General features: G+C 40.6%; 14 protein-coding genes and 3 pseudogenes. 9 read left to right on the top strand and 8 right to left on the bottom strand.

Features of this window, described 5'->3' with window-relative positions; all coding sequences use genetic code 11:
• Positions 1-39: 39 nt before the first annotated feature.
• Both PSI14_RS09685 and PSI14_RS09680 read right to left on the bottom strand, forming a co-directional pair.
• A pseudogene (locus PSI14_RS09685) lies at positions 40-1,197 on the bottom strand (phage major capsid protein).
• A gap of 136 nt (positions 1,198-1,333) precedes the next feature.
• Positions 1,334-1,630: a hypothetical protein gene (locus tag PSI14_RS09680; protein ID WP_273575705.1), complete on the bottom strand. Its 297-nt coding sequence runs from the start codon at positions 1,628-1,630 to the stop codon at positions 1,334-1,336.
• A gap of 516 nt (positions 1,631-2,146) precedes the next feature.
• Between PSI14_RS09680 and PSI14_RS09675 the strand changes: the two genes are divergently transcribed.
• The gene (locus PSI14_RS09675; RefSeq protein ID WP_273575704.1) at positions 2,147-2,833 is read left to right on the top strand and encodes a hypothetical protein; all 687 of its coding nucleotides are present in this window, start codon (positions 2,147-2,149) and stop codon (positions 2,831-2,833) included.
• A complete protein-coding gene (locus tag PSI14_RS09670) occupies positions 2,811-3,233 on the top strand; it encodes a hypothetical protein (RefSeq protein WP_273575703.1) in 423 nt (140 codons plus the stop codon). The genes PSI14_RS09675 and PSI14_RS09670 overlap by 23 nt, the downstream gene beginning before the upstream one ends.
• On the opposite strand, the gene PSI14_RS09665 is transcribed toward PSI14_RS09670, so the two are convergent.
• From PSI14_RS09665 to PSI14_RS09650, 4 genes and pseudogenes are all read right to left on the bottom strand, one after another.
• Positions 3,230-3,709, bottom strand: a complete 480-nt coding sequence (locus PSI14_RS09665) for an Hcp family type VI secretion system effector (RefSeq protein ID WP_047965205.1) — start codon at positions 3,707-3,709, stop codon at positions 3,230-3,232. The genes PSI14_RS09670 and PSI14_RS09665 overlap by 4 nt on opposite strands.
• 350 nt (positions 3,710-4,059) lie before the next feature.
• A pseudogene (locus PSI14_RS09660) lies at positions 4,060-4,593 on the bottom strand (DNA primase); the annotation flags it as partial.
• Positions 4,559-4,771 carry a primase-helicase zinc-binding domain-containing protein gene (locus PSI14_RS09655; protein WP_273575702.1) on the bottom strand — a complete coding sequence of 71 codons (213 nt, stop codon included), beginning with the start codon at positions 4,769-4,771 and terminating at the stop codon, positions 4,559-4,561. The gene PSI14_RS09655 and the pseudogene PSI14_RS09660, both read right to left, overlap by 35 nt.
• A gap of 204 nt (positions 4,772-4,975) precedes the next feature.
• Positions 4,976-5,810, bottom strand: a pseudogene (locus tag PSI14_RS09650) (tyrosine-type recombinase/integrase); the annotation flags it as partial.
• A 319-nt stretch (positions 5,811-6,129) separates the two neighbouring features.
• On the opposite strand from PSI14_RS09650, the gene PSI14_RS09645 reads away from it, so the two are divergent.
• The 7 genes from PSI14_RS09645 to cysM all read left to right on the top strand — a co-directional run bounded on the left by PSI14_RS09645 (position 6,130) and on the right by cysM (position 12,727).
• Positions 6,130-6,552, top strand: a complete 423-nt coding sequence (locus PSI14_RS09645) for a GNAT family acetyltransferase (protein WP_273575701.1) — start codon at positions 6,130-6,132, stop codon at positions 6,550-6,552.
• A 550-nt stretch (positions 6,553-7,102) separates the two neighbouring features.
• Positions 7,103-7,681 (top strand): RpoE-regulated lipoprotein, encoded by a 579-nt coding sequence (locus PSI14_RS09640; RefSeq protein WP_273575700.1) that lies wholly within the window; start codon positions 7,103-7,105, stop codon positions 7,679-7,681.
• Between the two features lie 186 nt (positions 7,682-7,867).
• Positions 7,868-8,905: a thiosulfate ABC transporter substrate-binding protein CysP gene (gene cysP, locus PSI14_RS09635; RefSeq protein WP_273575699.1), complete on the top strand. Its 1,038-nt coding sequence runs from the start codon at positions 7,868-7,870 to the stop codon at positions 8,903-8,905.
• Positions 8,902-9,735: a sulfate/thiosulfate ABC transporter permease CysT gene (gene cysT, locus PSI14_RS09630; protein WP_273575793.1), complete on the top strand. Its 834-nt coding sequence runs from the start codon at positions 8,902-8,904 to the stop codon at positions 9,733-9,735. The genes cysP and cysT overlap by 4 nt, the downstream gene beginning before the upstream one ends.
• Positions 9,735-10,613, top strand: a complete 879-nt coding sequence (cysW, locus tag PSI14_RS09625; RefSeq protein WP_273575698.1) for a sulfate/thiosulfate ABC transporter permease CysW — start codon at positions 9,735-9,737, stop codon at positions 10,611-10,613. Before cysT ends, cysW begins: the two co-directional genes overlap by 1 nt.
• A 10-nt stretch (positions 10,614-10,623) precedes the next feature.
• On the top strand, positions 10,624-11,712 hold the full coding sequence (gene cysA, locus PSI14_RS09620) for a sulfate/thiosulfate ABC transporter ATP-binding protein CysA (protein WP_273575697.1): 1,089 nt from the start codon (positions 10,624-10,626) through the stop codon (positions 11,710-11,712).
• A 133-nt stretch (positions 11,713-11,845) separates the two neighbouring features.
• Positions 11,846-12,727: a cysteine synthase CysM gene (gene cysM / locus PSI14_RS09615; protein ID WP_273575696.1), complete on the top strand. Its 882-nt coding sequence runs from the start codon at positions 11,846-11,848 to the stop codon at positions 12,725-12,727.
• Positions 12,728-12,915: 188 nt separating this feature from the next.
• Here cysM and crr read toward each other — a convergent pair whose 3' ends face one another.
• On the bottom strand, positions 12,916-13,425 hold the full coding sequence (crr, locus tag PSI14_RS09610; protein WP_273554926.1) for a PTS glucose transporter subunit IIA: 510 nt from the start codon (positions 13,423-13,425) through the stop codon (positions 12,916-12,918).
• A gap of 47 nt (positions 13,426-13,472) precedes the next feature.
• Complete coding sequence (ptsI, locus tag PSI14_RS09605; RefSeq protein WP_273575695.1) at positions 13,473-15,200, bottom strand: phosphoenolpyruvate-protein phosphotransferase PtsI; 1,728 nt, start codon at positions 15,198-15,200, stop codon at positions 13,473-13,475.
• Positions 15,201-15,216 lie beyond the last annotated feature (16 nt).

Raw genomic sequence — 15,216 nt, 5'->3', positions numbered from 1 at the left:
TAGACTCCAGACTACAAAGGGGCATCGTGCCCCTTATCGTTAACCCGCTTTAGTGCCTTTGATTTCCAGCACTTTGATTGCGTTGGAATCCACCAGACCGCCACCCAAGTACTTATCAGTGTGTACTTTGTAGTATCCCGGTTCGGTGATATTGTCAGGACGGGTACGCGTGCCGGTATCATGGTCAACGATGAAGTAACCGCGTTTGAAGTCACCCAGACCGATAGCATCATCCGGCATAAATTCTAGATAATGGACAGGCAAGCCCAGCAACATATCAGGATCACCGGCTTGCAGGCGTTCGCGCCAGATGTAATCCCCGTTGCCGTTTTTCAGCTTCTGCACTTTGGCGGCAGTCGTGGAGTTCATCACCCACACCGCATTTTTACGGTATTTGTTCTTAAGCAGGAACTTAAGATCAATCAGGCTATCGGCCTCAAGCGTAGTGGCTTCCAGTTTTTACAGCGTGCCAAAATCACGCACCTTGTCGGCTTTCACGTCACGGGGATAGGACAGGAAGCCTTTCGCTTTTTTGCTACCGTCACCACTCACGAGATCCGTTTCTTCGGTATCCACGAACGTATCGGCAATCTCTGAGGTCAACCAGCCTAAGATATCCACATCGCTAAAATCGATAATTTCTTGGGTAGTCTTGGGGTAAGCGTAGATAGGGAACAGCTTAATGCTGACTTCTTCCATCTTCGGTGTCGCCGTCTCACCGCGTGCCTTGCCTTCTTCCCCGTGTGCCACCGCCGCACCACTGACCGAAACTAATTGCTTATATTCGTTGCTGCGTGTGGTTTTAATCGTACAGATTTGGCGCATGATCGATTCATCAGCCAATTGCTGCATGATCTGCTTATTCAGTTCGGGGATAACAGTATAGCCGCCCTCTGAGGGAACGCCCGTAGACAGGGTGCGGGTTTCACCCGTCAGAATATAGTGGCGCAGTTCGTTATTGCTGAGTTTTTGACTGGTCGGTTGGGGTTTGCTTGCCTGATTGCGTTCTTCATCAGACAGCGCCTCATAACAGGCGATTCCCGTATTCAGGGCATCAGATTGGCTGCGCAGTTTGTCAAACTGTTTAGCTTCATCGGCATTCAATGAACGCTTTTCATCTTCGGCTTTGGTGAGCAGCGAACGCATTTGATGGGTTAAATCGGTTTTCTGTTGGCGTAATTCGAGTAGTTTTTTCATGGTGTCTTTGTAGTTAATTTATTTTTGCAATAAATAATTTTTAACACCATGAAAAATAATAAGAAAGAATCCTTGTTATGTTGAGTGAGTATACGAAAATATAAAAATGGCGACTTAAATCACCATTCTACTAAAGCTATTTGTTTTTTACTTTTATAGTATAGGTTTTATCGAAATCTTTCCCTGGGTACATTGTACCCAAAGTAAACCCTACCACTTCAATTTTTATCAGCTCTGTCTTCTTTGGGATGCCTGTTATATTTATATGATGATAATCTTTTTTTATTTCTTCTTTTCCTTCCCATTGGAAAGAACTTTCTTTTGGATTCCATGTTAGTCCTGAGCCAATAGGATGAATTTTTACCCAAACGCTTTTTTCATTTAATGCGCCTCCTGTGATGGTAATTGATGCTTGATATGGTTCGTTTATCACAGCATCAGGAAGAACTTCTGATTTTGGTAAAACTTTTGGTGTTGGGTTCCCACAACCATAAAATAAAAATAATCAGTATCTTTTTCATATTATTTCATTGGTTTAAAAACCAAACCAGAGTAGTTAACTTAAAAATCAATCAAGTGTAATATTACTGAGTAAAATTTATTTTAAGTAATTAAATAAAGGTTACAGTTTTAAGATGATATTATTTACTATAAAAAATAAATTTGAAAACACCTTGTTGCTGATATGTTAAAAATTAACATATAATTTTTTGTGAAAAAAATACTCTATACTATTAACTAATCATGTTTATAATCTAAGATTATGATTATTTCTTACGAAAATATTGATATTTACTAATTTAGTAAGTAATTATATCATCATATTCTACAGGAATTTAGTGTGAGGGTAGAATAGCTGATTTCTGTTAAAATTATTCTACTAATTATTTTGTTTAGTGTCATGCGTCTAAGATTTTATGGAACACTTAACTAAATTACAGGAGTTCTAATGACTAAAAGATCTGATATAGAAAATGGACGATTGGTCTATACAGAAAAATTAGGATGGTTAGATTTAGGGCATGCTAATGGTGATGATGCAAGAAAGTTGATGATTTCTCTTGCCTTGGGGGATGAAACTACTAATAAATCGCATTTTATCGTTAGATATGTCCAATATATGGGTAGGGGGCGTAGCCTAGGAACATCTATAAAAACAAGATGGAGAGTTAGAAGAGGTTTATCTTTATATGACAAAAAAAGAGTTGCTCTTACTATTATGATTTATACAACTCATTCATTTGAATCATATCAAGACTCCTTTCCTTTTACTTTAATTTCAGATAGTGGATATAGTGGTGAAGATTTGCTTTCTAACTTATTCGGTTTTTATCAGGCTATCAACGGGATTAATTATTTACCTCAAGTAGGGGTAGTAAGTAAAGAAAAAGCATATAAACGATGGGATTACTACGGAGCTATAGGAAAATATAAAAATAAGTCTTTTAAGCCATTATTATTCCCTGATCCTGAAAAGTATCCAAATAATACAATTCCTTATAATGTTCCCTTGCCTAGTTTTTTAAATACAATAACGCCTATAAGCGATATAAAAACTGGTCAGGACATAATGTTTATTGAAGATGCAAGCTGGATTAATATAGGTAAAGAATATGCTGGGATTGCGGTTGAGTAATTTCATACGTATATGTATGGTTATATTTATTTTAGCTATTGGCGTTATTCTTTTTTTCGCATTATTAGCGAATGTTAATTTATCATATACAAAAAGAAATTTTATTTATTATTACTCGTTTACCTTTGATGAAATTAAGAGTGTGCCTTTAATTTCAAATGATTATATTATATATTATGACTCCCCTGATGGTAATAATACCATGACTAACGAAATTATCTTTTCAAATGTAAAATTGAGTCGTCTGGCAGAATTAATAAAATACACTGAAAACATGGGTTTTATAAAATACTATGATAAGTATTGGAAAGATGAACGCTGGCGTAAGGATAACACCATTATAAGTATAAAACAAAATGATACTGAGAGTACCATTTTGTTTTTAGTGGAGAAGAATTAAAATACATTCTCTTCTCTTATGCTGTAGCCTGATGTACCAGCGATGTGATGTGTCCATGTTATGCTATCATATGAAATTGTTATACTTTCATATGGTTGCATATCATTGTGGCTTAGTGAGTTAGGATAGTGACTGGAGATGTTTTTTATAGTGGCATTCGTTAATTTGATAGAGTAAAATTTTTCTAACCCTCCGGCTGAGCTATTCCTATATATATCAAGCAGACAATCTAAATGCTCATTATTTGATATTGAAACTCCTAATAATGGAGATGATTTATCTATTGGTTTTGTTATTATTATAGGTTGATGATTTACATTCTGTTCTCTGCTAATGTCGTGATCTACAGAATAAACCAATATTTTATCTTTATTTTCTTCTTGATATTTATTACCTATTGAATCATAGGTTGAACAACCTGCCGATATCAACCCTTGCTTTTTGCCGTTTAAGGTCATGTAAATAATGTTAGCCATTTCCTTTCCTTGTGTTTGTTATCTACTCAACACGAAATATATAACTATTCTCTTGCTTGTCAATAGCCACATTCATAATTTACTATAAATCAAAATGACAATGATAAAAATATAAATTAGAAATCATAAATACTATCACTTAACAAGAGCAATATATTACATTGAGTATTTTTGATAATTATTATCTGAAATAATATCTTTTCTGATAGTTCTTAATAAGTTATTTAAGCTGATAATTTTAATTATGTGTTGATGTATATCAAGACATAAAAGTATTTTCATGCACTAATTACCCTCCCAAACAGGTCGCCGCCTGTAACCGCCTTAATGCCCGCCGGATCACGCGCCTAACTTTTACCGCTGCCGCCTTCGCCTGTGACTTCAATAAATAGCTGCCAGTCATAACGGTTTGCCAGAATCATAAACAAGGCCGCTTTGATGCGATTCATTTTGTGCTCATTGCTCCCTGCCGCATGGGATAGCCAGCGGTAAAAGTTAGGCGCGTGATCCGGCAGGTTTTCGTCCATTACAGGCGGCGTAAAGACAATGCCATTATGATTGATGAGCCAGTGTTCTGGCTGGTGCGGAGTAAATTGTTGTGTCGATAAATCATACACACCATTACGAAAGCCGATTAAATCCTACCGTTGTTCGCCAATAACCGGCACTTGTAATTTCATGGCATAGATAGCGTTATTAATCCCGTTTGGGCTGTAAGGGGTTTCGTGCTGGTCAAAGATTGCCACCATTGCACGGCGCAGCTCATTATCCGACACGGTTTCCCATGTTGTATCGTTATAGTGATAAACCATTTCACTATCAGGATTGACCGCGACCTTGCTATAGCGCTCAACCAACAATGCACCGCGTTGGCTGGCTGCCATCTATAAAATGAAAGCGGTCAGTGCCGCCGCATATCGGACAAGCACCATGCTTACCCTTTAACGGAACGTCAATCCCACACGCAGGCAACAACAGTTGCCAGTGACTGGCGGCGGATTGCTTTACCGCACGAATAACATCAATTGGGCGGCTTCTGGAGTTATTATTTCCCTGACTCATGATCACTCGTCCTCGCTATTAAGCGCTGCATAAAGCGAATAGTAGACTTCCTGATTAATATCACAGGCTAGTGAAAGTAAATCGTGTAACTCTTCTGAACAGTGTTGGCTGACTTGTTCAAGAATGACCTCATATAATGAGGTACACAAACCCGCACGAAATGAAGTCTGATCTAATGGGTCGGATTTCCTGTATACAATGCGATTTAATAATTCTTTCACCTGTCTTGCTATTTTCTTTTGGGACAGTCCATAACATAGAATTAAAATTCCATTCTGAACATTTAGATAATCTGATCTCTCTCGTCCGGCAACCAAATACAATCAAAATTTTCAATAAGTTATTATAATAGGGCAGGTAGCTTCCTGAGCTTATGGATTCCCATAATTGACCAAGTTCATTATCTTCTAAATACCGCTGACCTTTATTTTGTTTTTTTCCAACATCCTGAATAGTTAAATCATCTAATACATGACTAACTGCATACCTTCTTACTCGGCAAAATTTTAGAGCTTGCTTGCACAGTTGAAATACAGAACCAGAAGCCACAGGAGCTTTCTTTTTCATTTTATTAAAGCATTGCAGCCAATATATTATTTCGCAGTCAGATAATGCCATTTCCCCAATGTGGGGATAAATATGCTTTCCTAATTGACGAATGAAGCTATCAATATTTACTCGGTTTTCTCTGCCATAGTGTTCTATCCAATATTCGATAGCGTCTTTTACAGTGACTGGTTTTAATGATTCCTGCATCGTTAAATTAAATTGCAGCTTTGGATCTTTACCAGAGGCCAACCAGTTACGGCATTTGTCCCGTGTTTCACGAGCTTGTTTGAGGGGGATATCAGGATAGCGCCCAATGGTAAGGCGGTTTAACTTTTTACCATCAAGTCGGTAGGTAAAAACCCAACTAATACCACCAGCTTTAGATGCTTTTGCACTTAATCCAGCACCATCGGCAAAAAATTCAATCTTGTTCCTTTCCGTGTAGGGTTTTAAGTTTTTTGTCACTGAGCTTGTTTAGTTCGGCAGCCATGATCACTAAAGATATTTATATAATTGTTTATACGCAGTGTGCTGCAAAAGGGGTAAAACGTCAATAAGCACTGGAACAATGTACAGGTAATCGAATAAGCAATTGTTTGATTTTAATATAAAAATAATAATCATGGACAAACATAAAAACATTAAACTAATATATATTAGGTATATTCATTTCTGCTTTCATTTTGGTTAATTATGAAGACCAGTAGTATACCTGTTAGTATCAGTAAACGCATTTTCATATTGATTCCAAAATAAAAGCAGTGATAATTAACGTTGATTCAATTGCTTATTAAATAGGCTTACTAACTATGGAAATTCGGGTATTTCGGCAAGACGACTTTGAAGCCGTTATCACACTTTGGGAACGTTGTGATTTGATTAATTCTGGTGATGATCCAGAAATAGATATTGAGCGTAAACTCACCCATGATGCTGATTTATTTCTGGTTGCTGAAGTCGCGGGGGAAGTGGTTGGTACAGTGATGGGCGGCTATGATGGGCACCGTGGTCATGCCTATTATCTGGGAGTTCATCCAGAATTCAGGGGTAGGGGAATAGCTAATGCGCTGATTTCCCGCCTTGAAAAAAAATTATTGGCAAGAGGCTGTCCAGGTATTTTGATTATGGTTCCAGAAGAGAATGATGCAACAATTTGTATGTGTGAAAAGATGGAATATGATTATTTAGGCCAAGAAAATATGATGTTTAGCAAGCGCTTGATTATTGATTGAACTGCTTGTTAAATATAGAAACTATGAAATGGCTGAATAGTATTATGCTATTTGGCTATTATTTTTTCTATGGTCTTAATATAATTTATTAATTTTCTCATGTGTCTGTTTTTTACGATAAGGCGATTCTCTAAAATTACAGGTTTTTTCTTTTCCTTGTTGATGTGATTAGTGTGATGGCTCACTTTAATATCCCCTTTCTTATTATTAGATATCAAATGGCATTGATATTTCTGTTTGGAATTGCCTTGCAGGACAATCCAGTTAGACTCATTCTGATGATAGAAATTTGATATTTCTTAAGTATACCATTTATTTTGTAAATAGATGTGCAATGCTTAATAAATAAGATTTTATAAATATAATTATGATGTGTTTGTTTCTGAACGGTTGTGCACTCACAACTGAATGTTTTTTTGAAAATGTGGTCTGATATACATTAAGTAGCAGTTCCACAGAGCTAAGGTAAAAAACAGTGATGAATAAAATTTTTGCAGTTAAGTGTTCCAAGCATAATTATCTAAAACATAAGCACTTAAAGTATAAAAGGATGATGGCAGCGACTAGCTTAGTGGGCTGCTCCTTGTTGTTAACGGCCTGCGCCGGAACATTAAGAGCATCATGGCCTGCCTTATCTCCTTTTAACTGGTTTGGCAGTTCTTTGAGTGTTTCTGAGCAGGGAATGGGGCAAATCAATAAACAAACAGACATGACTCAATCCGCAATCGAACAAAATTTGGCGGGAAAATACCGTCTGCGTAGTGGCATGGAAATGCAGAATGGTAAATTGGTAAGTGTGGTTCAGGGCATGGAAGATGGTCAGGTGAAACTGGAATTTCACGGTCTGGTTGATGGTAAAGTTAATCGCATTGACATATTGGATGACGGGATTAAAACAGTTTGGGGGACGAAAATAGGAACCCCTTTCTCTGATCTGTATAAAAAGGCATTTGGGGAATGTCAGCGCTCCCATTATGCCACTACACAGCCTACCGTCGTTTGCACTGCTCCGCAAAGCCAGCACGTCAGTTATGTTTTTACCGGAACCTGGAATGGCCCTGAAGGGTTAATGCCTTCTGATGATGTTTTGAAGGATTGGAAAATTTCGCGTATTGTTTGGAAATCCTGATAAAATTCCAAAAAATGGTTTGATATCACGTAAAAAAGTCTTTTTTTACATCTACACCTTATCGCTTTTCATCATTTCTCATAAAAATTCGGTATATAAAACATAGGACAGTAAACTACCCTGTTATAAAGATTCTGGATACAGTAAAGAAAGGGATGTCAAATAGCGTGATGAGTAAGGTGTTGGATGAAAATAATGGCAATAAAAAATAAATTATTGGGCAGAGTGGCTACCTTATTGCTTTTTGCCAGTCTCAACGCTTATAGCTCCAGCTCCTTGGCTGTCGAGCTGTTGAATAGTTCTTACGACATTGGGCGAGAATTATTCTCGAACTTGAATTCTGAATTCAAAAAGCAATGGAATGCGCAGAACCCGCAGGATAAATTGACCATCAAACAATCCCATGGCGGTTCATCTAAACAGGCGTTGGCCATTTTGCATGGATTGCGGGCTGATGTCGTTACTTATAATCAAGTCACAGATGTTCAGGTTTTGCACGATCACAGCAATCTCATTCCCGCCAACTGGCAGCAGCGTTTGCCGAATAATAGTTCTCCTTATTATTCCACAATGGCTTTTCTGGTACGCAAAGGTAACCCCAAACATATCCAGACTTGGGAAGATTTGGCGCGAAATAATGTGAAGTTAATTTTCCCAAATCCCAAAACCTCAGGTAATGGACGTTATACCTATCTGGCTGCATGGGGTGCTTTTCAGCAAAAAAATCCGCATGATCCCGCTAAAGTTCGCCAACTGATGCTGAGCTTTTTACAGAATGTGGAAGTGTTTGATACCGGAGGTCGTGGGGCAACAACTTCCTTTATCGAGCGGGAAATAGGGGATGTGTTGATTAGCTTTGAATCTGAAGTCAACAACATTCGCAAACAGTATGGTGAAGATAATTACCAAATCATTGTGCCTCCGGTGAATATTCTGGCTGAGTTTCCAGTGGCTTGGGTGGATAAAAATGTCCAGAAAAACGGTACTGAAGCGGCTGCCAAAGCATATTTAAATTATCTGTATAGTCCGAATGCCCAGCAAATTATCGCCAGCTTTAATTATCGTGTGATTGATCAAAATGTTATGAAAGAACAGCAATCCCGTTTTCCTGCAACCAAACTGTTTCGCCTCGAAGAACAATTCGGTAGTTGGCCTCAAGTGATGAAAATTCACTTCAATACTGGTGGTACGCTCGATCAGTTATTGATAGAAGGGCGCAAATAATGTCGGTATTCAGCAAACGTGTTTTGCCCGGATTTGGGCTGAGTCTGGGCTATAGCTTATTTTATGTCTGCCTTATCCTGCTGTTGCCATTAAGCGCTCTTGTCGTACAGCTTTCCAATATGACATTGGAGCAATATTGGCAGGTTATCATCAACCCGCAGGTTGTTGCTGCTTACAAAGTAACATTACTGGCCGCCGCAGTTGCCAGTTTGTTTAATATGGTTTTTGGCATGTTGCTGGCTTGGATATTAACGCGTTATCAATTTCCGGGGCGCAGTTTACTTGATGGTTTGATGGATTTGCCATTTGCCTTGCCGACAGCCGTTGCGGGTTTAACGCTGGCAACACTCTTTTCTGCGACCGGATGGTATGGTGCCTGGCTTGGCAATCTTGACATCAAAGTTGCTAATACTTGGCTGGGAATTGCAGTTGCAATGGCATTTACGAGCCTGCCTTTTGTTGTTCGCACTGTTCAGCCTGTTCTTGAAGAATTAGGCCCCGAATATGAGGAAGCGGCACAGACATTGGGAGCAAGCCGTTGGCAAACTTTTCAACGGGTCATTTTGCCTGAGCTTTCGCCGGCATTGATTGCCGGAACCGTACTCTCTTTTACGCGTAGTTTGGGGGAATTTGGTGCGGTGATTTTCATTGCAGGCAATATTGCCTGGCAAACCGAAGTCGCCTCTCTGATGATCTTTGTCCGCCTGCAAGAATTTGATTATCCGGCTGCCAGCGCGATTGCATCGGTCATCCTTGCCACGTCGTTATTATTGTTATTTAGCGTCAATATATTGCAAAGCCGCTTCGGTAAACGGATAGGAGGACATTGATGACGGGATCTTCCGAACATTCTGTTTCTGGACACTCGGTTTTTGGACATACAGTGGCACAACGTCCCTCCATCAATTGGGGAAAATGGTTACTGATCGGCACTGGCGTACTTTTTTCGGTTCTGTTGTTGGTCATACCGATAGCATGGATTTTCTTGACCGCCTTTTCCAAAGGAATCGACATGGTTGCCCAGAACCTTTTCGATCCCGATATGCTGCATGCTATCTGGTTGACCGTGATGATTGCACTTATCACCGTTCCCCTCAATTTGGTTTTCGGGGTTACGACGGCATGGCTGGTGACACGTTTCCAATTTCCCGGCAGGCAATTATTGCTGACATTAATTGATATTCCGTTTGCGGTTTCGCCAGTTGTGGCGGGGCTACTTTATCTTCTGTTTTATGGTGACAAGGGTTGGTTAGGTAGTTGGCTAGGGAGTTATGACATTCAATTAATGTTTTCATGGCCTGGCATGGTGCTGGTGACGGTATTTGTAACGTGCCCGTTTGTTGTTCGTGAATTGGTGCCGGTGATGTTAAGTCAAGGCAGCCAAGAAGATGAAGCCGCCATATTATTGGGAGCATCTGGCTGGAAGATGTTCTGGCACGTGACATTACCAAATATTCGCTGGGCATTGTTATATGGTGTTGTTTTGACCAATGCCCGGGCGATTGGGGAATTTGGTGCTGTGTCTGTGGTGTCGGGGGCAATTCGTGGTGAAACCTATACGCTGCCTTTGCAGGTTGATTTGTTGTATCAGGATTACAACACGGTTGGCGCATTTACGGCAGCGGCTTTATTGGCGGTGATGGCGATTATTACTCTGATTGTCAAAAGTGCATTGCAATGGCGTTTAAGCCGCCACAAGGGCAGTTAAGGAGTGAGTTATGAGTATTGAAATCAATAACATCAGTAAATTTTTTGGTCGATCTCAGATACTGAATGAAATTTCACTGGATATTGAATCCGGTGAGATGATAGCACTGCTTGGCCCATCGGGTTCAGGAAAGACGACATTGTTGAGGATCATCGCGGGGCTTGAGCAGCAGAGTACAGGCCAATTGAAATTTCACGGGCAGGATGTCAGCCGATTACATGCAAAAGATCGGCGTGTCGGGTTTGTGTTCCAGCACTATGCCTTATTTCGTCATATGACGGTATTTGATAACGTGGCTTTTGGCCTGTCAGTACTTCCCCGTCGCCAGCGCCCCAGAGCTGAAATATTACGGCACAAGGTCATGACATTATTGGAAATGGTGCAACTTTCCCATTTGGCAGAACGTTATCCGTCGCAGCTTTCTGGTGGGCAAAAACAGCGTGTGGCATTAGCAAGGGCATTGGCCGTTGAGCCGCAGATCCTTTTGTTGGATGAGCCTTTTGGCGCATTGGATGCACAGGTACGCACAGAATTGCGTCGTTGGCTGCGTCAGCTTCATGAAGAATTAAAATTTACCAGCGTATTTGTCACCCATGATCAGGAAGAAGCAATGGAAGTGGCTGATAGGGTGGTGTTGATGAATCAGGGGCGAATTGAACAGGTCGGCACTCCTCAACAAGTATGGCATGAGCCGGAAAGTCGCTTTGTCCTTGAATTTATGGGTGAAATAAACAAACTGAATGGTGAAATTAAAGGTTCCCAACTCTGGATAGGCGGGAAAATTTTTCCATTGGATATCACCCCACTGCATCAAGGCAACGTTGATGTTTTTTTCCGCCCTTGGGATATGACACTGAGCACCAAGCAAACAGCTTCCTGTCCTTTGCCAGTGCAGATCGTGGAAGTCAATCCGCGCGGTCATTTTTCACTATTATCTGTTCAGCCGATAGGATGGGGTGATGAATACCTGTCATTAATTTGGCAGGATGATTCATCCATTCCGGTCAGGGGAAATCGCTATTTTATTGGGGGCACAGGTGCTCGCTTATATACAGGTGAGTTGTCATTAAAGGTTTTGCAATTCGCTGAATCAGCCTGATTTAATTAATCGGTAAATTGAAATCCCTATCTCCCTTCATGCAAGGGAGCAGGGATTTTTTGCTTAATATCTTGCTACAGTTTCCTTAATATGATTATTTGATTATCCATTCTCATATAAATTAGGTAATGCTGTGGCAAGCTTGGAAGAATTTATAGGTAATACACCGCTGGTAAAATTACAGCGAATTACAGAAAGTGTTGATGCGGAAATCTGGGTGAAGCTGGAAGGTAATAACCCTGCGGGTTCCGTAAAAGACAGGGCAGCACTTTCGATGATTCAGCAAGCGGAATTGCGCGGAGAAATTGCTTCGGGCGACGTTCTGATCGAAGCAACGAGTGGCAATACCGGTATTGCACTGGCGATGATCGCGGCAGTCAAAGGATATCGCCTAAAATTACTGATGCCTGACAATATGAGCCTTGAGAGGCAGGCATCAATGCAGGCCTACGGCGCTGAATTAATTTTGGTCAGTAAAGAATTGGGAATGGAAGGGGCGCGGGATCTGGCGCAAAAAATGGAGAAAAATGGAGAAGGGAAAGTTCTGGATCAATTTAATAATACTGATAATTCACTAGCACATTTCAAAAGCACAGGCCCGGAGATCTGGCGGCAAACACAAGGACGGGTTACACATTTTGTTTCCAGCATGGGAACCACAGGCACCGTTACGGGTGTGAGCCGTTATCTGAAATCTCAGTCAGACAAAGTACAGGTTATCGGTTTGCAACCTACAGAAAATAGTCATATTCCCGGTATTCGCCGTTGGTCCCCGGCCTATATGCCCGGTATTTATCAGAAAGAGCTGGTGGATCAGATTCTGGACATTACCCAGACAGAAGCGGAAGCTACAATGCGTTTATTGGCGCAAAAAGAAGGCATTTTCTGTGGTGTCAGCTCAGGTGGGGCCGTTTCCGGCGCATTACGCATAGCGGCCGAAAACCCGGGTTCAGTCATTGTAGCGATTATTTGTGATCGTGGTGACAGGTACTTGTCTACCGGGGTATTTAATTAGTATTCCTTTCATTTTTTATACGTATTAAATTTTGTTGGTGTTTGATTTATCTATGAAAAACCGCCCTGTTTTATCAGACATTCTACTGCCCAGACTGATAAAACAGTGGCGATTCACAAATAGCTCATCAATTAAAATGAATCATCTAACAGAAAAAGAGGGAAATATTCCTTCAATGATTTTTTCTGTTATTTCTTAATTCGCATGATGACTGATTCACCTACAACAACTGATCCGCTTACTTTAGTTAACTCTTTAATTTCGTCCATGTTAGAAATAACAACAGGAGTTAAGGTTGATTTAGCTCTTTCTTCCAGAAATGCCAGATCAAACTCTAAAACCAAATCGCCTTTTTGTACCCGCTGACCTTCTTCAGCAATGCGTTTAAAGCCTTCACCTTTCAGTTCAACGGTATCAATACCAAAATGGACAAATAGCTCAACGCCACTGTCTGATTCGATAGAAAAAGCATGGTTAGTTTCGAAGATTTTACCAATGGTGCCATCAACAGGAGCGACAATTTTGTTACCGGTTGGTTTGATGGCGATACCATCACCAACAATTTTTTCGGCAAAAACAACATCCGGAACATCTTCGATATTGACTATCTCACCTGACAATGGGGCGATAATTTCAATACTGCCGCTGTTTTTTTTATCGTCTGAAACCAGAGATTTTAATTTATCAAGCAGACCCATGAATCTTCTCCTAATTGTTTTAATGGGACCGTATTCTGGCTAATTTTTTAACAGAGTGTTTTTTCTCTGGTAAAGGTATCAACCAAATCCATCAATTCCTGTGCGGTTGGCTGAGTTAATGCTTGTTCTGCCAGCGCTTTTACATCATCGTAAGTCGTATTACGGATGATCTTCTTAATGCGTGGAATTGATATTGCACTCATGCTGAACTCATCCAACCCCATGCCCAAGAGCAACAGTGTAGCGCGTTCATCACCGGCCAATTCTCCACACATGCCAGTCCATTTACCCTCCGCGTGTGAGGCATCAATAACCTGCTTGATTAGGCTCAGTACTGCTGGTGACATTGGGTTATAAAGATGAGAAATCAGCTCATTACCACGGTCTACCGCAAGAGTATACTGAGTTAGATCGTTTGTCCCAATACTAAAAAAGTCAACTTCTTTCGCAAGATGTTTAGCAATGGTTGCCGCAGCAGGTGTTTCCACCATGATGCCGACTTCAATCGATTCATCAAATACCTTGTTTTCATTGCATAATTGTTCTTTCAGTAACGCAAGCTCGGCTTTCAATTCCCGTATTTCTTCAACTGAAATAATCATTGGGAACATAATGCGAAGTTTACCAAATGCAGAAGCTCTCAGGATAGCACGTAATTGAGAATGTAAGATTTCTTTACGGTCAAGGCAAATCCGGATCGCACGCCAGCCGAGGAATGGGTTTTCTTCTTTTGGCAGATTCATGTAAGGCAGATCTTTATCCCCACCAATGTCCATCGTCCGAATCATGATGGCTTGATTACCAACGGCTTCCGCAACTGCTTTGTAAGCTTCAAATTGTTCGTCTTCAGTTGGTAGGGAATCGCGATCCATAAACAGGAATTCAGTACGGTATAGGCCGACACCTTCGGCACCATTGCGTTCAGCACCCAGGACATCACGCACCGTACCGATGTTGGCGCAAACTTCAACTTGATGACCGTCCAATGTGATGGCCGGTAAGTCTTTCAGTTTTGCCAGTTCGGATTTTTCTGTCAGATACTCACTTTTCGCGGTTTTTAGTTTCTCGATTTCGCTATCGGATGGATTCACGTAAATGTGGTTATTGACTGCGTCCAGAATCAGATAACTGCCGGTTTTGATTTGTTTGGTCGCATTGGTTGTACCAACAATGGCGGGTAATTCCAAAGAGCGAGCCATGATAGACGTATGGGAAGTTCGGCCACCAAGATCAGTGATGAAACCGAGGACTTTGTCCAGATTGAGTTGTGCGGTTTCTGAGGGGGTTAGGTCATTGGCAACCAAAATGGCTTCTTCTTCAATGGAACCTAAGTCGATAATTGGCATATCCAGAATATTTTTCAGCAAGCGCTTGCCAATATCACGGACATCGGCAGCTCGCTCTTTCAAATATTCATCATCCAGTTCTTCCAGCGCTTTGGCCTGATCTTCAATCACGGAATAAACGGCTGCATCTGCTGTTGCCAGATTTTTCTTAATAAGCGTGATAATTTCTTGTTCTAGCTCTTCATCTTCCAGCAACATAATATGGCCTTCGAAGATTTCGGCCTTCTCTGCACCTAGATTTTTTTCGGCTGTTTTTCTAATTATTTCTAATTGTGCGGAAGATTTATCGCGGCCTTGCTTAAAGCGGGAAATTTCTTGTTCGACTTGTTCAGGAATAATTTTTTTCTGATTGATAATGATGGGATCTTCTTTCAGCAATAGCGCTTTACCGAAAGCAATTCCTGGTGATACTAAGATGCCTGAAATCATATTATATGACCTTACT

It is taken from the genome of Xenorhabdus anantnagensis (assembly GCF_028598555.1).
In the GTDB taxonomy this organism is placed as follows: Bacteria; Pseudomonadota; Gammaproteobacteria; order Enterobacterales; family Enterobacteriaceae; genus Xenorhabdus; species Xenorhabdus anantnagensis.
The sequence above is the reverse complement of the archived record's forward strand: the minus strand, read 5'-3'. Positions and strand labels throughout refer to the sequence as shown.

Coding starts and splice junctions, on each gene's coding strand:
- ptsI (WP_273575695.1), bottom strand. CDS start 15,200: ATGATTTCAGGCATCTTAGTATCACCAGGAATTGCTTTCGGTAAAGCG.
- PSI14_RS09645 (WP_273575701.1), top strand. CDS start 6,130: ATGGAAATTCGGGTATTTCGGCAAGACGACTTTGAAGCCGTTATCACA.
- PSI14_RS09670 (WP_273575703.1), top strand. CDS start 2,811: ATGCTGGGATTGCGGTTGAGTAATTTCATACGTATATGTATGGTTATA.
- PSI14_RS09675 (WP_273575704.1), top strand. CDS start 2,147: ATGACTAAAAGATCTGATATAGAAAATGGACGATTGGTCTATACAGAA.
- crr (WP_273554926.1), bottom strand. CDS start 13,425: ATGGGTCTGCTTGATAAATTAAAATCTCTGGTTTCAGACGATAAAAAA.
- cysW (WP_273575698.1), top strand. CDS start 9,735: ATGACGGGATCTTCCGAACATTCTGTTTCTGGACACTCGGTTTTTGGA.
- PSI14_RS09655 (WP_273575702.1), bottom strand. CDS start 4,771: ATGAGTCAGGGAAATAATAACTCCAGAAGCCGCCCAATTGATGTTATT.
- PSI14_RS09665 (WP_047965205.1), bottom strand. CDS start 3,709: ATGGCTAACATTATTTACATGACCTTAAACGGCAAAAAGCAAGGGTTG.
- PSI14_RS09640 (WP_273575700.1), top strand. CDS start 7,103: ATGATGGCAGCGACTAGCTTAGTGGGCTGCTCCTTGTTGTTAACGGCC.
- cysP (WP_273575699.1), top strand. CDS start 7,868: ATGAAAATAATGGCAATAAAAAATAAATTATTGGGCAGAGTGGCTACC.
- cysA (WP_273575697.1), top strand. CDS start 10,624: ATGAGTATTGAAATCAATAACATCAGTAAATTTTTTGGTCGATCTCAG.